The following is a 19,497-nucleotide window of genomic DNA, read 5'->3' as shown; positions in this document are numbered from 1 at the left end:
ATTACAGTGGTCTTAACAATGGTAAATCGTTGCTATGATCATGACTTTCATTTTCAATAGATTGCGAGGTGTCACCTAACTTCACGAGAAGCCAAATAGAAATAAAGATTAAAAAATCATTCGCAAAATAATTATGAATTACCATGAGGATTCCTATTAATGAAATGGCAATTAAGGTGAGATGTATTTCAGATTTAAAAAAGGGTAAACTTTTAAAAAACATTGACAAATAAATAATGATCAGCATTAAAAACGGAATAATCCCCGATTCACCAATAACCATTAAATAGGTGTTATGTACACCTTGTCTATTACTCGAACCCATAAAACTTTTATAACCATTTCCAATAACTGGATTTTCATATATGTCATCGAGATATGAAGTCCATTGTTCTGTTCTTGAACCTTCGGTAAAAGCCGTAGTTTCAATCTTACTTTCAAATAAACCTTCTATAATAGAAAACCTAGCGGTATTCACTTGAAGAATTGTAGCAACACTTATAAGAAGTATTAATGCTCCAAAACCAATGAAAAGACCTTGAGCGTTTTTCCGATTTGAAAACACCGCAAGGATGCTTATAAATAACCACATGATTAAGAAAAATCTTGAGAATGTGATGACACCAGTAAAGGTAAAGGCGAACAATAAAATGAGTTTAAGCTGTCGATTTTCTAGTTTGTAGGTAAGGCAGTAACCTATTAAACTAACAAAAGCTCCTGCATTTGGATCTAAGTAAAATCCACTATAACGTCCATATGCATCAGCAAAAAACAACGCATGTACTAAAATACTTAAGGCTCCAATGAGTAAAATAAAACATAAATCTTTTAGTCCAGTATCACGAGCTACTTCAGAGCCACCAACAATTAAAATAATGTATTTAATAAATTCATTAATAAAGGCTTTGGCATCAGGTACATCGACTAATCCGGAGATCATAAAATAAAAGAGTCCCAGGACAAGGAATGGAAACAGTAGCTTTCGTTTTTTGCTAAGAAAGTAATAGGCAATAAGCAAAATATTAGTAAGATGACTGGTATAACTTCCAGCGGTCTCACTAAAAACCTCTAATGAGAAACTCGAAATTTCCCAAAGTAAAAGCATCAATATTATGTACCTCAATACTTTCATATCACCTTTTTAATTAAGCGTTTTGGGAAACGTACAATAAAAATTAATCCAGAAACAAGGAACTTAAAGCTACCAAGTTTTAATTTTTTGTCTGAAAATAACAATCTCGATTTAAAGTAGTCAAAAGCTAAGTTGCGATAGTATTTGTGCTTGAAAATTTCAGATATAGAAACATCCAATAGGCCATAATATCCACCATAATAATATACCATAGCTAGATCTTTTCGAGATTTCTTTGATGCGATTAAGCCATCTTCAGAGCTAAAATAACACCTGTGTGCTATATTTACGCATAAAAAATCAAATTTCTTATTAATGGCATTCCAGGTATGACTTTCCTGAATATGGCACTTATGACTAGTATACATTTTTTGATCGGCCAATATTGAGGTTCTCCAGCATGCCCATTTTTCACCATCAACATGATAGTTTAAAACGCGCTCATCAAAACCAACTTGCCAGCGTTCTTCAGGAAATGTATCACCAACAATATCACCTTTCTCATTTTTTGTCAACGTCCATATTGAGGCAACTTGAGGTTTACTGTCAGATACAGTTTTCCATAATTCTTTTAGATCTGAGAGGGTGTTAGAGCTAAAAGAATCGTCACTATCGGCAATTATGGTATAAGGTTGGTCACACAAATCTAAGCCATAATTTACAGCTGCAGATTTACCTTGGTTTTTATCAAGTTTGTAATAGGATATGGCAATGATTCCAGTTTTAATCCAGCTATCAACCAAATTAAAGGTGTTGTCTGTACTGCAATCATCTATAATTATCCAAGAGAATGCCTTAAAGTCTTGATTTTTCAAAGACTCGTAGACGCGCTCAAGCGTATGCTCACGATTATATGTAGGCGTAATGATGTTAAACATTCTTCTTGTCTAGGTGATTAATATAGGCATATAAAATGATTCCATTGATCGTAGCCACTATAGAAGTGGCAAGTGCTAAACCATAAACTCCCATACTCTTAATTAAAATATAGTTAAGGGTAATGTTAAAGATTAAATTAATGATAGATGTTAGTACCATAAAATTGTTCTTATTAATGGAAGTTAAGAATTTAACCATTATAAGACCAGCAATGTATGATGGTATTTGTAGTAAATACATTTGCTGTATTCTAGCTACAATGACAGTATCATCACTTTCGAAAGCATTTCCTTCGAATATGAGGGTTATTATAGGTTTTGAAATAAGAATAACCACAATCATGACGATACCACTCCCTATGATAACAAACTTTAAGATCTTTTTTAATTTTTTAAATGTTTCTATCTTATTGTCAACTGCATTTTTTGAAAAATAAGGAAGAAGCACATTACCTATTGCGATACCAACAATGCTAATGGTAAAAGCTGGAATTTTGATACCATAATTTAGTGCAGCGATAGAACCTACAATGAGTTGTGCCGAAAAATATTGATCAATCAACGGATTTACACCACTTAACAAGCTCGCTGAAAGTTTTGCTGGTAATTGTCCAAACAATGTTTTGATATTGTCTGATTTAAAATCAGGACGATTTAAAAAGATTAAACCTCTTTTTAAAGCAACAGTTAAAACAAACAGGAACCCAAGAATACTGCCTATTAGAGTACCAATAGCCAAGACCAAGGTATCGAGTTCGTCTCTAAAGAATATAACGCAAACTATAATTGAAATAGGTGTAAATATTGCACTCATTGAGGAGTATCTAAACTCATTGTCAATAGTTAGAAGTCCATTTATAACAGAAGTAAATCCCCAAAAAAGAATACATGGCGCTACAAAATAGAACTGTGTTTTTACTAAGGAGTAGTACTGTGCTGTATGACCTTTATAGAGTGTTTCTAGATAGACATCTGTAAAAAGAAAGGCAATAAGCAAAAAGACTAGGGCCACTCCAATAGTTACCATAAAACTTGTACTCTGAAAAGCTCCAACCCGTTTTCCTGTTTTTAGTTCACTAACATAATTTGGTATAAATACGCTGTGAAAAGACCCTAAGAAAACACCGCTAATGAAACTAGGAACCAATACTGCGATTAAAAATGTGTCGATTAGTTCAGAAAGTCCATAAACATCAGCTATAACCATTTCCTTGAAGAATCCCATACCAGAGACAAGGAATGTGAAGAAACCAGCAACAATGACATTGACGATAGTGGCATTGCCTAATAGTTTACCTAGTTTTTGCTTTAAGTTAAATTTTGATTGCAAAGGATATAATTTATGATATAGTATGATTTGGTATGGGCAATAGTACAAATAAATTCAAGAAAGAAATTAATGAAACGATGTTATGCTTTTTTTTTAGATAACATGACTATTGATTTGTAAGTAAATATAACAGAATGTAGGAGGTAAGTTCCTACAAACGTTAAAGTTTCGTTTGAAAACGTCTTTTTTTTGAGTAAGTACGTAGATAAAATTAAAATTAGCATTTCATCTAAATAATTCGACAGATTATAGGAATTTTCCATTAATTGTAAGTAAATATTTACTTATAAATGCTTTTTAGCGAATAATTAATACTTTAAACGGTTTTACTGGAAAAATATTTTAGATTGCCCTAGCAATTAAGCCCCAAAATTAATAGCAAATGATATCCCCAAATCTTAAATGGGATTCCTATGGAATCTCTAAAGCCTATTTTTATACCCTCCTTACATTACTATTTTTTAGTTTTTCTTTTAATAGTTATTCTCAGTTAGCATTTCCAACAGCAGAAGGTTTTGGGAAACATGCTACTGGTGGTCGTGGAGGTGTAGTAATTAAAGTTACTAATTTAAATAATACTGGACCAGGAAGTTTAAGAAACGCATTACTTGCATCTGGAACACGAACTATTGTTTTTGAAGTTGGAGGAACCATTAATCTTACTAGTAATATCTACGTTACTAATGGGAACTTTACATTAGCAGGACAAACAGCACCTGGCGACGGAATTTTAATTAGAGGAGGAATGGTAGAGGTTGAAGCGTCTAATGTTATCATAAGATATATCCGATTTAGACCAGGACCATCAGCGCCTTCTGGAGCAGATGCTTTAAACATTACGGCTTGGAGTGGTCAACATCATAGCGATATTATTATAGACCATTGTTCTTTAAGTTGGGCTTCAGATGAAAATTTTGATATTAGAGCCTTGCCAAATGGAAGTGTACGAGATGTGACCATTCAAAATTCTATCATGGCCGAATGTGGTTATGGTTCACTGGCAGCCGAAAGAACAACCAATTTAACGTATTATAGAAATTTATATGCTCATAATAGTGAGCGTAATACAAGAAAAGGATTTCCGCTTCCTAATACATTCGATTTCGAATTAATCAATAATCTTATTTATGGGTTTAGATACGCAACTGTACCAAGTATGGGCGCAAAATTTACCGTATTAAATAATAAGTATAAAAAATCAAGTCAGACCACAATTTTTGGTGGATCTGCTGTAGAAGGAACTACTGGTGGTGCCGGTCAAACGTCACAAACCTATGCTTATATTAGTGGTAATATCTTAGCTCAAGGAACGTCTCAAAATAATTCAGCTTTATCCTCATATCTTCAGTCTACGCCATATGCAACGTCTGGCATTCAGGCTGTAGCCGCTGATCAGTTAGAAGCAGAACTGTTAGACAATGTTGGAGCAAGTTTTCCTGTTAGAGATGGTGTAGATACTAGGTTAATTAATCAATACATTAATGGTAATGGAGGTCTTGCAACATCAGGTACATATCCAACAATATTAGGAGGAACAGCGCCTGAAGATAGTGATAATGATGGCATGCCAAATGTTTGGGAAAATCAAAACGGATTAAACCCTAATGATGCTTCAGATCGAAACATTGTTCAGGCAGATGGTTATACAAACCTTGAATATTATCTTAACGGAATGGTTCTGGATGTTTTAGGAAATCAAGTGACCTTAAGTGCTGATAACGAAACAATTTGTGAAGGAACAGATGTTATTTTAACGGCTTCAGGAGCAGATTCATATACATGGGATGTAACTAATGAAACATCTTCGAGTATTACTGTTACACCAACCCAAACTACAACATATACCGTAACTGGGACGCATACAAACGGAAGTACAACCCAAGATGAAATAACGATAACAGTAAACGATATACCTACAGCAAATGCTGGCAACGATATAGACACGTGTCAAGGCACTGCAGTAACTTTAACCGCTTCAGGGGGAACATCATATTTATGGAATACAGGAGCCACAAATGCTTCAATAACTGTAAATCCAAATGTTACAACGACATATTCAGTTGAAGTGACACAAAACGGTTGTACTAGTACAGATAGTGTTGTTGTTACAGTGAATGAAACTCCTGATGTTGATGCAGGTGCTGATCAAACGATCTTTTCTGGAGAAAGTGTGACCTTAACAGCAACTGGTGCAGATTCTTATTTATGGAGTACAGGAGAAACCACACAATCCATAACTGTGACGCCTTCATTAGACACATCATATTCTGTAACAGGAACGACTAATAATTGCGAAAATACAGATACTGTTACTGTTTTTTTGCAAGATGACAGTGTCGATGCTAATGCTGGAAACGACACCGAGATTTGTAACGGAGCATCTGTTACACTTACAGCATCTGGAGGAACTACTTATTTATGGAATACGGGAGCAACAACTGCTAGTATTGAAGTGTCTCCAAATACAACAACTACCTATACTGTAACTGCTTTTAGTGTTTCAGGAAATAACAGCAGTGAAGACAGTGTAGTTGTTACGGTTAACGAGATACCAGTCGCATCGGCTGGAAACGACACCGAAATTTGCTCAGGAAATGTCACCACTTTGACTGCTACAGGAGGAACGTCATATTTATGGAGTACAGGAGAAACATCTCAAAGTATTTCAGTAACTCCAAATGTAACAACAACTTACACTGTTGAAGTTTTTGAAAATAATTGCTCAAGCTCAGATAATGTAACTGTCACTGTTAATTCTTCACCTAACGTAGACGCAGGAGATAATATTACAATTTCCGTAGGAGAAACAACGACACTAACAGCAACAGGAGCAGATACCTATTTATGGGAAACAGGTGCTACAACGGCTAGTATTAATGTTACCCCAAATGTAACAACAATTTATACTGTAACTGGTTACTCTAATGGATGTGAATCATCTGATAATGTCACAGTGTATGTGCAATCGGAAACCATCACTGCAAATGCAGGAGATGATATTACAATTTGTAATGGAGAAACAACTACCTTAACTGCATCTGGAGGAGCAACTTATCTTTGGAGTACTGGAGAGACAACAGCAAGTATCGCAGTAACACCAAATACAACTACAACTTATACTGTAACAGCATACAATGATTTAGGAACTAGCTCAGATGATGATAGTGTTACGGTCACAGTAAATGAATTACCTAACGTAGAGGCGGGAAGTAATGTAACGATTACAGAAGGCGAATCGACAACCTTAACAGCAACTGGTGCAGATGCCTATTTATGGGAAACAGGAGCTACAACAGCAAGTATTAATGTTAGCCCAAGTGTAACTACAATTTATACGGTAACCGGTTATTCTAATGGATGTGAATCATCTGATAACGTTACGGTGTATGTACAATCTGAAACAGTTGTAGCTAATGCAGGTGATGATGTTGAAATATGTAACGGAACATCTGTTACACTTACAGCATCTGGTGGTGTAACTTATCTATGGAATACAGGAGAGACAACAGCTAGTATTAGTGTTTCGCCAAATGTAACAACAACATATACTGTAACCGCTTTCAACGATGCTCAAACAGCTTCAGATAATGATAGTGTTGAAGTTATAGTAAACGACTTGCCTAATACAAATGCAGGAAATGATGTGACAATAAATGAAGGAGAGTCAACGATTTTATCAGTCTCTGGGGCAGATAGTTATTTGTGGAGCACAGGAGAGACGACATCAAGCATTAATGTAAGCCCTAATAGTACAACAACGTACACTGTAACTGGTTTCTCTAATGGTTGCGAAACCACAAGTGATGTTACAGTGACTGTAAATATTGAAAATGTTACTGCAGATGCTGGAGACGATGTGGAGATTTGCAACGGAAACACAATAACGTTGACAGCATCTGGCGGAACAAGCTATTTGTGGAATACAGGAGAAACGACATCTAGTATAAATGTCTCTCCAAGTTTAACAACCACGTATACGGTAACTGCATTTAATTCGGCACAAACTGCTTCAGATAGCGATAGTGTTGAAGTTATAGTAAACGAATTACCTAACACTAATGCAGGAAATGATGTTGTGATTGTAGAAGGAGAATCTACAAGTTTGACAGCAACAGGAGCAGATACATATTTATGGAACACTGGAGAAACAACGTCTTCTATTTCTGTATCACCAATAACGACAACGACATATTCAGTAACTGGATTTTCGAATGGATGTGAATTTACAGATGAAGTTGTAGTAACAGTAGAACCATTTGAGTTTATTGCTAGTGCAGGTGCAGACCAATCTATTTGTCAGGGTTATGAAACAACATTAACCGCGTCGGAAGGTGATAGCTACTTATGGAGTACTGGAGAAACAACACAAAGTATTACGGTTAATCCTGCTAACACACAAACCTATACAGTTACCGTATTTATAGGAAATTATTCAGATGATGCTGATGTTATGGTATCGGTAAACCCAAATCCGAATGTTATTATTTCCAATGGAGGTGATGTTACAATCTTAGAAGGTGAATTTATAACACTTTCTGCTTCGGGAGCCAATACATATTTATGGAATAATGGAGCAACACAACCTAATATTGCTGTAAGTCCATCGATAACAACAACTTATGAAGTAACAGGTTTTATAAATAACTGTGAAGATACTAAAGCTGTGGTTGTTAATGTGGTAGAAACTGTTGAAGCATTTGCAGGTGAAGACCTAACAATTTGTTCAGAAGAAACGGTAACATTAACGGCTAGTGGTGGCGACGAATACCTGTGGAACACTGGTGAAACAACTCAAAGTATTGAAGTATCTCCAGATGAAGACACTGAGTACTCTGTATTAGTATATAATGCGTTAGATAGTGATGAAGCAACAGTAATAGTTTTTGTTGAAAATTGCAATACTACTATTGAGATTCCAGAAGAATCTGATGCCTTTGAATTTATAGTGTATCAAGACCCAATAAGTGACATTTTAAAGGTTAAAATAAACGGCTTAAATTCGGTTAGTGCATCAGGAATTATGTTGTATGATTTATCTGGAAAAGTATTGTATACAGAAACATTTAACCAAACAGAATTAGAGAATCAATCTCAAATGACTCGAGGAATTAATACCTCCGCATATGCAAGAGGTATATATATAGTAAAGTTGATTTATAATGATACGAGCTTAACAAAGAAAGTACCCATACGATAAATCAATGGATTAGTTTTGAATATAGTTATTGCAAAGCCATTACTAGTTTATACTGGTAGTGGCTTTTATTTGATGATCAGTGATTGGATTGTGGCCGTAGAATCACAATTTTTCACTGTTAATTCAACCGCTTTATCATTAAGTTCGTTTTCTATAAGATACGTTTTGCAGCCTTCAGATTTTGTATCGCTTTCAGAAAAATTTACATCACCTGTTTTTATGAGATTTGTAATAGCAAGTGTATCTAAATTATGAGTTTTCATGGCGCTTTCAACGGCATCAGAATAGAAGCGTTGTTTTTTTGTACTGATACTTTTTATAGTTCGTGCATTTGGTCCGTAAGCACAGGATGTTTTTTTTCCGCTTAAAAAGAATGCTAATAAAATAAGGCCTATTGAGAAGCCTCCCAAATAGTAACCTATTCGATGAATTAATTTCATAATTAGTGTATTGTGTTTCTAGAAAATTAACAAGTTAACATCGCTGCAATCTAGGTCAAACCAATCGGCAACAGATTTGTTTGTTAAAATTCCGTGGTAAAAATACAACCCATTTTTCAATCCACGATCAAAACGGATGGCATTTTCGATACCACCATCTTCAGCAATTTTCAAAAGATAAGGCGTAAAGATGTTACTAATTGATACTGAGGCAGAACGAGAATATCGAGCAGGAATATTTGGCACACAATAATGAATAACACCATTATGCTCAAAGGTTGGTTTATCATGATTAGTGACTTCGCTTGTTTCGAAGCATCCTCCCATATCGATACTAACATCAATAACGACAGAACCTGTTTTCATCGTATTCACCATGGCCTCAGTTACGACGATTGGAGATCTGTTCTTTCCTCTTACAGCACCAATTGCAATATCACATCGTTTAAGTGCTTTAACCAGGTTTTTTGGTTGTATTGTTGAGGTATATAGTGTACGTCCTAAATTGGACTGTACGCAACGTAATTTTGTAATGGAATTATCGAATATTTTAACGTTCGCTCCGAGTCCAATTGCAGAGCGCGCAGCAAATTCTCCAACTGTTCCAGCACCAATAATAACGACCTCTGTAGGAGGCACTCCGCTGATGTTTCCAAACATGAGTCCGTTACCACCATTTACATTTGATAAAAGTTCAGAAGCGATAAGAATAGAAGCAGTTCCAGCAATTTCACTAAGTGAACGTACGGCAGGATACGCACCATCATCATCTTTTATAAATTCGAAAGCCAAAGCCGTAATACGTTTGGCGGCTAGAGCCTCGAAATATTTCTTGCTTTGCGTTTTTAATTGCAGGGCTGAAATTAGAATTGTTTGCGGATTTATAAGTTTTATTTCATCCAAAGAAGGTGGTTCAACTTTAAGTAAAATAGGGCAGGAGAATACCTTTGCGGTATCGTTAGTAACTTCAGCTCCTGCATCGCTATAGGTTTTGTCTTTAAAATTGGCTCCTTCACCAGCTCCGGATTCTATCATTACGCGATGTCCATTAGAAACAAGCGCGGAAACGGCATCTGGAGTTAAACATACGCGTTTTTCTTGAAAGTGAGTTTCTTTTGGGATTCCAATAAACAGGTCGCCTTTCTTTTTATAGACTTCAAGCGTTTCTTCTTGGGGTAACAATTGGGCTTTGGTAAAAGGAGATAATGATTTGCTCATCGAGTTAATTAATTGGTGATTCAAATTACAAATAAAAATCCGTTTTTTACAAAATAAGTTTTATATTCGTTGTAGATAATTTTCTATATGAAATTCAAATTTATAAATATTAAAATCAAAGATGTCTTAATTATTGTGTTTATATTGAGCGCAACGTTTGGGTATTATATTGATCGTATTTTTTTTAAAGTGAATTTGGAAGAGACACCTTTTTATGACATTCTAGTTTTGGTTTATTATTCAAAAATGAAAGTTTTAATTATAATTTTTTGCTTGATTTGGTTTTTTACATCTAAGCATTGGTGGAAATCTTCAATATTGATTATTCTTTCTATCGAATTATTGAAACTGATTAGTGTTTTCAATCCAAATCAAAAATATATTGATGAAATAGAATTTTATACAAGTCTACCTATTACAATTCCTGTAATCTTACTGTTACTTTATTTGTCATATAAAGTGAATGAATTTAATTTAGCCAAAAAAGTACGAAATCGAATTGATAAGAACATTGATGAAGTGTTTTTTGAACTTTACCAAGATAAAAATAAAGAATTGAATGACTTAAACAAAGAGTATAACAAGTTCAAAACAAACTCGTCTAAAAGTAATAAAATCGATTATATTAAGGAATTAATATTAATCAGAGATAAATTTTATGAAAATAAGGAGTGATTATATGTTAAAACCAAAAAAATATCTAAAAAAAGATATAGTTATAATGCTAATAATTATTCTTTTACCTTTTCTTTTTTATTTATATAATCTAGCTCCAAGAGATACGAAAATATGGAAAATATGGTGGTTTGAAATAGATTCAGGTATGTATGAAGAAGTTGATTACTATGTTTGGCTTTTAGCAGTTAAATTTTTAACACTTTTAATTCTATCAATTTGGTTTCTAACTTGTAAGTATTGGTGGCGAGTAATTCTGTTTATTCCTCTGTCTGTGGAAGTGCATAAAATTAATAACACATTTACAGGAGTTGAATTTGGGAATACTTATTCACCTATTTATTTAAAAAGTCTTATCTATTCACTATTTTTTATATGTATGTTAATGTTTTTATCAAGAAAGTTAAAATTTTATCGACGTTATAATACTCTTAATGTAAATAGAGATATCAATGAAGAGCTAATTAAGCTGTCAAAATTTGATGCCAAAAAATATAAATTGGTAAAAACGAATTTATTGGCACTAGAAAAACGAAAAGATAAACTAGAAAAAAAGAAATATCTTACTGAGTTAATCCTACTAAGAGATCAGTTATCAATCTGAAAATTATTACTGCCCTTTAACTTTCTCTATTTCCAATAAAATTTCGTCTAAAAGTGCCTTTTTTTCATCAGACCACTGTGCTTTTAGTTTTGAATCAATGTAATTTTCAATCTCTTGTTTGCTTCTTACTTTGGGTTTTGACTGCTGTTCAATGAACATATCACCTTTACCAGTAATTAACCAGACGAGATTCACTTGAGGGTATTCTTTCACAATGCGTTCAATCACATCACTACCTACCGAGGCGTTATTTTTTTGCATACGCAGTATATAGCCATTGCCAGTGCCTATGGAAAGATCAAATTGTCGGGCACTCATGTTTAAAGTCGAGACAACTTTCATAATACGGTGTATAGTCTTACTCATGATTTAAAAGGGATTAAGAGTATATAGTTTTCATTTATAACAAATGTAGTTGTTTTTGCATAAACAATATACAGGGGTAGATTTTTTTCTATACTAAGTTGTAAACAAAAAACTCAGCTATTTAAATTAACTGAACCTTTTGTTAAAGTATAATATTTTTAGAAATATTGCTTAACTTTTCCCCAAAGCCCTTTAGGTTTCATCATAAACTCGTCTTCCAATTCTTGCGTTGTCTTATCAACTTCGTTTAGTCTATTAAACATTTTTGCTCTTATTAAATAGATAGAAGGAACAACAATTGCCATAATTGGTAGCATATAAATTAATTGAAATTCATCAACATGAGTTGTATCTCCATTAATGGTACCTATAATTTGGAAAATATACATTACAATTGGCACGAGAAGCGCATGGTACCACCAGTTTCTATTAGTGAAAAACCAAATAAGCAATAGTATTAACGGAATAAACTTACCAGTTAAAACCCACATTGCGTATTGAGCATCCTCCCAAAGAAGACTGTCATAGGTAAATAAAAAAGTGTTCCATACTTTTTCAGCAGGAACACCTTCATGTAAGGAAAATAATAAAGGAGTAGAAGCTATAATTGTACCTAGTATACTTCCAACTACAGCACGACTACCTACCTTGTTTTTTTTAAACGTTTTTGATGAGCTTTCGCTTTCCTTTTTCAATTTCAGTTTTAACTTGTCCATCTAAGTTGATTAAATCAGTTGCTTGAGCTGTGAACAACATACCACCGAAAATCGCGATTGCTAGTACGTACTTTTTAGTCTTCATAATATAAGGGATTAAATTAATTAATTGTTCAAATATAAGTTGCGCTTATACTTTAAACAGTTAAAACCACTGTTAAAAACAGCTGTTAATCTCCTTTTTGCTTACGGTTTTTCCGTAATTATCAATAAAGACGCGGTGTTAGGTTGTAAATTTATTTTCTAAATTTTGACGTGCTCCATAGCTTTTTACTGGGTTAATATTAGGTTTTGGCTCAATTTGAGGGATCTTGAGGTATTATCTTTATGTGTGATTTTAATACTATTTACATCTTCTGGCAGCAAATTTTTAGCATTTTCAGGCCACTCAATTAACACCCAATTGGAAGTGTATAAATAGTCCTCAAAACCAAAATTTAAAGCTTCTTCTTCATTGGCTATTCGATACAAATCAAAATGATAAATAGAAGTCTCATCTGTTACATATTCATTTACTATAGAAAATGTAGGGCTGCTAACTTCATCAAGACTACCCAAAGCATTTACAAGCGCTTTAATAAGCGTAGTTTTACCAACGCCCATGTCTCCATAGAAAAGTAGAGTCCTAGAGCTTGCATAGTCTAAGATTTGCTTTGCTACCGACGAAATGTCTTCAATTTGATATGTTATTTCCAATAACTTTGACATGATTTAGGGTGTCAAAAAAGTTTATAGCCTAATTTGAGGAGCAATAATAAGGAATATTTATGAGAAAAACTAGGAAAAAGTGTATTTCATCGGATTTATTTGCATTACATAGATTGCTATTTCGGATTCATCACCACAAACGGAATAATCATTTCTTCTAATGACACACCTCCATGTTGATACGTATTTCTATAATAACTTACGTAATGATTGTAGTTATTTGGGTAGGCCAAAAAGTAGTCGCCCTTAGCAAAAATAAAGGAGCTACTCATTGTTATTGCCGGTAAGTGAATAGACTTTGGGTCTTTTGCCACTAAAACTTCACGTTCTTCATAAGTGAGACTGCGCCCTGTTTTATAGCGCAAGTTTAAACTCGTATCACGATCTCCAATAACTTTTGATGGGTTTTTTACATTAATCGTTCCGTGATCTGTTGTTAAAATGAGCTTGAAGCCTAAGTTTTGCGCCTGCTGAATCATTTCTAATAGTGGTGAGTTTTTAAACCAACTCACAGTCAATGAACGATAGGCTTTGTCGTTTGAGGCCAGTTCTTTTACCACATCCATTTCCGTTTTTGAATGTGATAACATATCTACAAAATTATAAACGATAACTGATAAGTCGTTATCCTTTAAAGTTTTAAAATTCTCTACCAGCTTTTTACCTGATCTCAAATTCGTGATTTTATGATATTCTGTTTTTAGATGTTGTAAGCCTAATCGCTTTAATTGTCCTTCTAAAAATTCGGCTTCATGCATATTCTTTCCACCTTCATCAATATCATTCTTCCAAAGTTTTGGATGTAACTTTTCCATATCGGCTGGCATTAAACCCGAAAAGATAGCGTTTCTTGCATATTGAGTTGCAGTAGGTAGAATACTATAAAAAGGAGTCTCAGAATCTTTTTTGTAATAATTATTTACAATAGGTTCAAATGCTTTCCATTGGTCATAACGCAAATTGTCAATCACAATTAAAAGTGTTGGCTGATTTTTACTTAACTCTGGTACGACCTTCTCTTTAAATAAATCATGAGAAAGTGTAGGCGCATCAGCATTGTGGTCAAACCAAGACGGATAATTTTTATCAATAAATTTTCCAAATTGTACATTGGCCTCGTTTTTTTGAGACTCTAATATTTCGGTCATGCCAATGTCTTCTATATCTTCAAGTTGTAATTCCCAATAAATTAGTTTCTGATATAGGTCACTCCATTCTTCGAAAGTGTTTACCATAGATAGATCCATAGCAATCTTTCTAAACTCTTGTTGGTAATTGGAGGTTGTCTTTTCTGAAATGAGCCTAGAATGATCTAAGTTCTTTTTTAAACTGAGTAAAATCTGATTCGGATTAACAGGTTTAATTAAATAATCGGCTATTTTATTTCCAATAGCTTCTTCCATGATATATTCTTCCTCACTTTTAGTGATCATGACTACAGGAAGATTAGCGCGTCTTTCCTTAATTTCATGAAGGGTTTCAAGACCTGTTAGGCCAGGCATGTTCTCATCAAGAAATACAATATCAAAGTTTGTATCGTCAATAATTTCGATAGCTTCAGTGCCGCTCTGACAAGTAGTAACCTTATATTGTTTTTGTTCTAAAAAAATGATATGAGGTTTTAAAAGGTCGATTTCATCATCTACCCAAAGAATATTTATAGTGTTCATGTATATTTGTTTAATATTAATGTAAAAGTCATAGTTTGAAGACAAACAACAAACTTAAAATCTTTAACGACCCAATTTACGGATTTATTACGATTCCTAACTCGCTAATTTTTGATTTAATCGAACATCGATACTTCCAAAGACTAAGACGAATTTCTCAAATGGGTTTATCTTATCTTGTTTATCCAGGAGCTCATCATACTCGTTTTCATCATGCTATGGGATGTATGTATTTAATGCAAAAAGCGGTTAATGTCCTTCGTTTTAAAGGGGTTGGCATTTCCAAAGAAGAAGAAAAAGCACTTTATGTAGCTATATTATTGCATGATATTGGTCATGGTCCGTTTTCCCATGCCATGGAACATAGTATCGTAAATGGCATTTCTCATGAGGACATTTCTAAACGTTTCATGGAAAAACTCAACGAAGAATTTAACGGAAGTTTAACGCTAGCGATCCAAATTTTTGAAGGAAAGTATGAACGCCCATTTTTATGCGAGCTCATTTCTAGTCAGTTTGATATGGATCGTGCCGATTATTTAAAACGTGATAGTTTTTACACAGGTGTTGCAGAAGGTAACGTAAATAGTGAGCGCCTCATAACGATGCTCAATGTTGTTGATGATAGATTGGTAGTAGAAGAAAAAGGAATATATAGTGTAGAGAAATTTTTAGTTGCAAGACGATTTATGTATTGGCAGGTGTATTTGCACAAAACAGGTTTAGTAGCCGAACAGCTCTTGGTACGTGTTTTAAAACGTGCAAAAGAACTTAGTAATTCTGGAGTGCAACTTAAAGCTAGTGAGGCCTTGTCTTATTTTCTTAATAATGAAATAACAGCCGACAATTTTAATGACGATACTTTAGATACGTTTTCGCGATTGGATGATTCTGATATCGTTTGGGCTATGAAGCAGTGGCAATATCATGATGATTTTATTTTAAAAAATCTTTGTGACATGATTATTAATAGGGATTTATTGAAAATAAAATTAAAAAATAAACCAATAAAACCTTCAACGCTTAGTAAGCACATTAATAAACTTGTTGAGACGTATAATATTTCAGAAAAAGATGCCGAGTACTTCGTGTTTATTAATGAAATATCAAATCAGGCTTATCAATCTAAAAATCAAAATATAAAGATTTTACAGAAAACAGGTAAAGTTGTAGATATCACAAAAGCTTCAGATCAATTTAGTATAAAAGCACTGTCAAAACCTGTAACTAAATATTATATCTGTTATCCTAAATAAACTTTAAGACATTTTTCATATTTTTGCGAGAATGAACTTTACAGCACAACAAATAGCTGGAATTTTAGAAGGCGATATCGTAGGAGATCCTGAGGTAGAGGTTTCTAAACTTTCAAAAATTGAAGAAGGTACAGAAGGCTCTTTGACCTTTTTGGCAAACCCAAAGTATAAGTCGTATATATATTCTACTAAAGCGTCTATTACAATTGTAAATAAAACGTTTGAACCAGAAAATGAAATTACAACAACGCTTATAAAGGTTGACGATGCCTACAAGTCTTTTTCAAAACTTTTAGAATATTATAATCAGGTAAAACTCAATAAACATGGTATTGAACAACCAACATTTATTTCAGAATCTGCTTCGCTAGGTGATGATATTTACGTTGGGGCATTTAGTTACATTGGAGATAATGTAAGTATTGGGCAAAACGTGAAAATTTTTCCAAACACTTATATAGGTGATAATGTTAGCATTGGAAATAATACTATTGTTTTTTCGGGAGCTAAAATATATTCAGAATCAATAATTGGTAACCAGTGTGTGATTAATGCAGGTGTTATTATTGGAGCTGATGGTTTTGGTTTTGTTCCAGATGAAAATGGAGAGTATAGTAAAGTGCCACAAACAGGAAATGTGATTATTGAAGATCATGTCGATGTTGGTGCAGCTACCACAATTGATAGAGCAACTTTAGGATCTACGATAATACGCCGAGGCGTAAAACTGGATAATCAAATTCAAATTGCTCATAATGTAGAAATTGGAAGAAATACAGTAATCGCAGCGCAAACCGGAATCGCGGGATCTTCTAAAATAGGGGAGAACTGCCAGATAGGTGGACAAGTTGGTATTGCAGGACATATTACTATTGGTAATAATGTAAGAGTACAGGCACAATCTGGAATTGGGAGACACGTAAAAGATAATGAGGTGCTTCAAGGTTCCCCATCCTTTACTTATGGCGATTGGAACAAATCCTATGTGTATTTTAAAAATTTACCAAAGATTGTTAAAATGATAAACGATTTAGAAAAAAAAGTAAATGGCAATAATTAAAACAGACGTTAAACAGAAAACAATAGGGAAAGAAATTTCTTTAACTGGTGTTGGTCTGCATACAGGAAAAGACGTAACATTAACGTTTTGCCCTGCTCCAGTAAATAACGGGTTCTCATTTAAGAGAGTCGATTTAGAAGGTTCACCAATTATTGAGGCTGACGCCAATTACGTTACTAATACACAACGTGGAACATGTCTGGAAAAGAATGGAGTAACAATCCAAACTTCAGAACATGTTCTTGCCGCTTTAGTAGGTTTGGATATTGATAATGCAATTATTGAACTTAATGCATCGGAGCCTCCAATTATGGATGGGTCTTCAAAATTCTTCGTTGAAGCCCTAGAAAAATCAGGCATTGTTGAACAGGATGATTTTAGAGAAGAGTATGTGGTCTCTGATGTGATTTCTTATTCTGATGAAGAATCAGGTAGTGAAGTTATTGTAATGCCTGCCAAAGAATATCAAGTGACTACAATGGTCGATTTTGGCACGAAAGTTTTAGGGACTCAAAATGCAACGCTGAATCATATCACTGATTTTAAAAATGATATTTCAGACTCTAGAACTTTTAGTTTTTTACATGAACTAGAAACATTATTGGAACACGGACTCATAAAAGGAGGTGATCTTAATAATGCAATCGTTTATGTGGATAAGGAATTATCAGCCGAAACAACAGAAAAACTTAAGATAGCATTTAATAAAGATTCGCTTTCAATAAAACCTAATGGAATCTTAGATAATTTAACACTTCATCATCCAAATGAAGCGGCTAGACATAAACTTCTTGATGTTGTTGGTGATCTCGCACTTGTAGGTACAAGAATACGAGGAAAAGTTATCGCTAATAAACCAGGGCATTTCATTAATACACAGTTCGCAAAGAAATTATCTAAGGTGATTAAAAACGAGCGTCGTAATAATGTGCCTCAAATAGATTTGAATCAGGAGCCTCTTATGAATGTCAACCAAATCATGGATATGTTACCTCATAGGCAGCCGTTTTTACTACTAGATAAGGTATTTGAGTTATCAGATTCTCATGTGATTGGAGTAAAAAATGTAACAATGAATGAAGAGTTCTTTAAAGGACACTTCCCTGGAGCTCCAGTAATGCCTGGTGTTTTAATCGTTGAAGCAATGGCTCAGACAGGAGGGATCTTAGTGTTAAGTACAGTTCCAGATCCTGAAAATTACCTAACATTCTTTATGAAAATAGATAAGGTAAAATTCAAACAAAAAGTCGTTCCTGGCGATACTTTAATCTTTAAGTGTGATTTAATTACTCCTATTCGCCGTGGTATATGCCATATGCAAGGGTACGCTTATGCCAATGGAAAACTGTGCGCCGAAGCAGAGTTGATGGCACAAATTTCAAAAGTAAAATAAAATGAACCAACCTTTAGCATACGTACATCCTGGAGCAAAAATCGCCAAGAATGTAGTTATCGAACCGTTTACAACTATTTATAGTAACGTTACCATTGGTGAGGGAACATGGATAGGAAGTAATGTAACCATTATGGAAGGTGCACGCATCGGTAAAAATTGCAATATATTCCCAGGATCTGTGATTTCTGCAGTGCCACAAGATTTAAAATATAATGATGAAGATACACTTACCATTATTGGAGATAATGTTACAATAAGAGAGTGCGTTACAATCAACAGAGGAACAACAGACAGAATGAAAACGGTCATAGGGAATAATTGCCTTATTATGGCTTATTGCCATGTTGCACACGATTGTGTTGTTGGAAATAATTGCATATTTTCTAATAATAGTACACTTGCTGGTCATATTACTGTAGGTGATTTTGTGGTGTTAGCAGGAATGACTGCAGTACACCAATTTTGTTCCATAGGAAATCATGCATTTGTAACTGGAGGTTCGTTAGTAAGAAAAGATGTACCTCCTTTTGTAAAAGCGGCTAGAGAACCTTTATCATATGTTGGTATTAATTCTGTTGGTTTAAGACGACGTGGATTTTCTACTGAAAAAATTAGAGAAATTCAAGATATTTACCGCATCTTATATCAAAAAAACTACAATAATTCTCAGGCCTCAGACTTAATTGAAGCCGAAATGCAAGCAACACCTGAAAGAGATGAAATTCTACAATTTATAAAGAATTCTCATCGTGGAATCATGAAGGGCTATTTTAAATCAAATTAAGATAGGCTTTGAAAACTAAACGATAAGTTTTAAAGTAAATAGCACTTTTAAAACAACTAATAAATTA

At 34.0% G+C, this 19,497-nt stretch carries 17 protein-coding genes; 7 read left to right on the top strand and 10 right to left on the bottom strand.

What is annotated here, in order from left to right; genetic code table 11:
- Position 1 precedes the first annotated feature (1 nt).
- The 3 genes from Q0787_RS08020 to Q0787_RS08010 are packed head-to-tail and all read right to left on the bottom strand — an operon-like array spanning position 2 to position 3,340.
- Entirely contained in the window at positions 2-1,132 is a 1,131-nt protein-coding gene (locus tag Q0787_RS08020) for an O-antigen ligase (protein WP_298901880.1), read from the bottom strand.
- On the bottom strand, positions 1,129-2,010 hold the full coding sequence (locus Q0787_RS08015) for a glycosyltransferase family 2 protein (RefSeq protein WP_298901879.1): 882 nt from the start codon (positions 2,008-2,010) through the stop codon (positions 1,129-1,131). Before Q0787_RS08015 ends, Q0787_RS08020 begins: the two co-directional genes overlap by 4 nt.
- Positions 2,003-3,340 carry a murein biosynthesis integral membrane protein MurJ gene (locus tag Q0787_RS08010; protein WP_298901878.1) on the bottom strand — a complete coding sequence of 446 codons (1,338 nt, stop codon included), beginning with the start codon at positions 3,338-3,340 and terminating at the stop codon, positions 2,003-2,005. The genes Q0787_RS08015 and Q0787_RS08010 overlap by 8 nt, the downstream gene beginning before the upstream one ends.
- Before the next feature lie 382 nt (positions 3,341-3,722).
- On the opposite strand from Q0787_RS08010, the gene Q0787_RS08005 reads away from it, so the two are divergent.
- Positions 3,723-8,537 carry a T9SS type A sorting domain-containing protein gene (locus tag Q0787_RS08005; protein WP_298901877.1) on the top strand — a complete coding sequence of 1,605 codons (4,815 nt, stop codon included), beginning with the start codon at positions 3,723-3,725 and terminating at the stop codon, positions 8,535-8,537.
- A 65-nt stretch (positions 8,538-8,602) separates the two neighbouring features.
- On the opposite strand, the gene Q0787_RS08000 is transcribed toward Q0787_RS08005, so the two are convergent.
- Both Q0787_RS08000 and Q0787_RS07995 read right to left on the bottom strand, forming a co-directional pair.
- Entirely contained in the window at positions 8,603-8,977 is a 375-nt protein-coding gene (locus tag Q0787_RS08000; protein ID WP_298901874.1) for a hypothetical protein, read from the bottom strand.
- An 18-nt stretch (positions 8,978-8,995) separates the two neighbouring features.
- Entirely contained in the window at positions 8,996-10,195 is a 1,200-nt protein-coding gene (locus Q0787_RS07995; protein ID WP_298901873.1) for an alanine dehydrogenase, read from the bottom strand.
- An 87-nt stretch (positions 10,196-10,282) separates the two neighbouring features.
- Here Q0787_RS07995 and Q0787_RS07990 point away from each other — a divergent pair, with 87 nt between their 5' ends.
- On the top strand, positions 10,283-10,870 hold the full coding sequence (locus Q0787_RS07990; protein ID WP_298901871.1) for a hypothetical protein: 588 nt from the start codon (positions 10,283-10,285) through the stop codon (positions 10,868-10,870).
- A gap of 4 nt (positions 10,871-10,874) precedes the next feature.
- On the top strand, positions 10,875-11,474 hold the full coding sequence (locus Q0787_RS07985) for a hypothetical protein (protein ID WP_298901869.1): 600 nt from the start codon (positions 10,875-10,877) through the stop codon (positions 11,472-11,474).
- A gap of 6 nt (positions 11,475-11,480) precedes the next feature.
- Here the strand turns inward: Q0787_RS07985 and Q0787_RS07980 are convergent, their stop codons facing one another.
- The 5 genes from Q0787_RS07980 to Q0787_RS07960 all read right to left on the bottom strand — a co-directional run bounded on the left by Q0787_RS07980 (position 11,481) and on the right by Q0787_RS07960 (position 14,934).
- Entirely contained in the window at positions 11,481-11,792 is a 312-nt protein-coding gene (locus Q0787_RS07980) for a hypothetical protein (protein WP_366915882.1), read from the bottom strand.
- Positions 11,793-11,998: 206 nt separating this feature from the next.
- Positions 11,999-12,535, bottom strand: coding sequence for a hypothetical protein (locus tag Q0787_RS07975; RefSeq protein WP_298901867.1), 537 nt, complete (start codon positions 12,533-12,535; stop codon positions 11,999-12,001).
- On the bottom strand, positions 12,498-12,641 hold the full coding sequence (locus tag Q0787_RS07970; RefSeq protein ID WP_298901866.1) for a hypothetical protein: 144 nt from the start codon (positions 12,639-12,641) through the stop codon (positions 12,498-12,500). The genes Q0787_RS07975 and Q0787_RS07970 overlap by 38 nt, the downstream gene beginning before the upstream one ends.
- Before the next feature lie 185 nt (positions 12,642-12,826).
- Positions 12,827-13,264: a tRNA (adenosine(37)-N6)-threonylcarbamoyltransferase complex ATPase subunit type 1 TsaE gene (gene tsaE, locus Q0787_RS07965; RefSeq protein WP_298901864.1), complete on the bottom strand. Its 438-nt coding sequence runs from the start codon at positions 13,262-13,264 to the stop codon at positions 12,827-12,829.
- 116 nt (positions 13,265-13,380) lie between these two features.
- Positions 13,381-14,934 (bottom strand): bifunctional response regulator/alkaline phosphatase family protein, encoded by a 1,554-nt coding sequence (locus Q0787_RS07960; protein WP_298901863.1) that lies wholly within the window; start codon positions 14,932-14,934, stop codon positions 13,381-13,383.
- Positions 14,935-14,969: 35 nt separating this feature from the next.
- Here Q0787_RS07960 and Q0787_RS07955 point away from each other — a divergent pair, with 35 nt between their 5' ends.
- The 4 genes from Q0787_RS07955 to lpxA are packed head-to-tail and all read left to right on the top strand — an operon-like array spanning position 14,970 to position 19,430.
- Positions 14,970-16,190: an HD domain-containing protein gene (locus Q0787_RS07955; protein ID WP_298901861.1), complete on the top strand. Its 1,221-nt coding sequence runs from the start codon at positions 14,970-14,972 to the stop codon at positions 16,188-16,190.
- Positions 16,191-16,221: 31 nt separating this feature from the next.
- Positions 16,222-17,250 carry a UDP-3-O-(3-hydroxymyristoyl)glucosamine N-acyltransferase gene (lpxD, locus tag Q0787_RS07950; protein WP_298901860.1) on the top strand — a complete coding sequence of 343 codons (1,029 nt, stop codon included), beginning with the start codon at positions 16,222-16,224 and terminating at the stop codon, positions 17,248-17,250.
- Complete coding sequence (locus Q0787_RS07945; RefSeq protein ID WP_298901858.1) at positions 17,237-18,643, top strand: bifunctional UDP-3-O-[3-hydroxymyristoyl] N-acetylglucosamine deacetylase/3-hydroxyacyl-ACP dehydratase; 1,407 nt, start codon at positions 17,237-17,239, stop codon at positions 18,641-18,643. Before lpxD ends, Q0787_RS07945 begins: the two co-directional genes overlap by 14 nt.
- 1 nt (position 18,644) lies before the next feature.
- Positions 18,645-19,430: an acyl-ACP--UDP-N-acetylglucosamine O-acyltransferase gene (gene lpxA, locus Q0787_RS07940; RefSeq protein WP_298901857.1), complete on the top strand. Its 786-nt coding sequence runs from the start codon at positions 18,645-18,647 to the stop codon at positions 19,428-19,430.
- Positions 19,431-19,497 lie beyond the last annotated feature (67 nt).

Origin of the sequence: uncultured Psychroserpens sp. (assembly GCF_947492715.1) — a bacterium.
GTDB lineage: Bacteria > Bacteroidota > Bacteroidia > Flavobacteriales > Flavobacteriaceae > Psychroserpens.
Note: the sequence above shows the minus strand (reverse complement) of the source record. Positions and strands in the feature narration are given on the sequence as shown.

Bases quoted from the DNA above. Each gene is read 5' to 3' on its own strand.
- Q0787_RS08020 (WP_298901880.1), bottom strand. From the start codon at position 1,132: ATGAAAGTATTGAGGTACATAATATTGATGCTTTTACTTTGGGAAATT.
- Q0787_RS08015 (WP_298901879.1), bottom strand. From the start codon at position 2,010: ATGTTTAACATCATTACGCCTACATATAATCGTGAGCATACGCTTGAG.
- Q0787_RS08005 (WP_298901877.1), top strand. From the start codon at position 3,723: ATGATATCCCCAAATCTTAAATGGGATTCCTATGGAATCTCTAAAGCC.
- Q0787_RS08000 (WP_298901874.1), bottom strand. From the start codon at position 8,977: ATGAAATTAATTCATCGAATAGGTTACTATTTGGGAGGCTTCTCAATA.
- Q0787_RS07995 (WP_298901873.1), bottom strand. From the start codon at position 10,195: ATGAGCAAATCATTATCTCCTTTTACCAAAGCCCAATTGTTACCCCAA.
- Q0787_RS07990 (WP_298901871.1), top strand. From the start codon at position 10,283: ATGAAATTCAAATTTATAAATATTAAAATCAAAGATGTCTTAATTATT.
- Q0787_RS07985 (WP_298901869.1), top strand. From the start codon at position 10,875: ATGTTAAAACCAAAAAAATATCTAAAAAAAGATATAGTTATAATGCTA.
- Q0787_RS07980 (WP_366915882.1), bottom strand. From the start codon at position 11,792: ATGAGTGCCCGACAATTTGATCTTTCCATAGGCACTGGCAATGGCTAT.
- Q0787_RS07970 (WP_298901866.1), bottom strand. From the start codon at position 12,641: ATGAAGACTAAAAAGTACGTACTAGCAATCGCGATTTTCGGTGGTATG.
- tsaE (WP_298901864.1), bottom strand. From the start codon at position 13,264: ATGTCAAAGTTATTGGAAATAACATATCAAATTGAAGACATTTCGTCG.
- Q0787_RS07960 (WP_298901863.1), bottom strand. From the start codon at position 14,934: ATGAACACTATAAATATTCTTTGGGTAGATGATGAAATCGACCTTTTA.
- lpxD (WP_298901860.1), top strand. From the start codon at position 16,222: ATGAACTTTACAGCACAACAAATAGCTGGAATTTTAGAAGGCGATATC.
- Q0787_RS07945 (WP_298901858.1), top strand. From the start codon at position 17,237: ATGGCAATAATTAAAACAGACGTTAAACAGAAAACAATAGGGAAAGAA.
- lpxA (WP_298901857.1), top strand. From the start codon at position 18,645: ATGAACCAACCTTTAGCATACGTACATCCTGGAGCAAAAATCGCCAAG.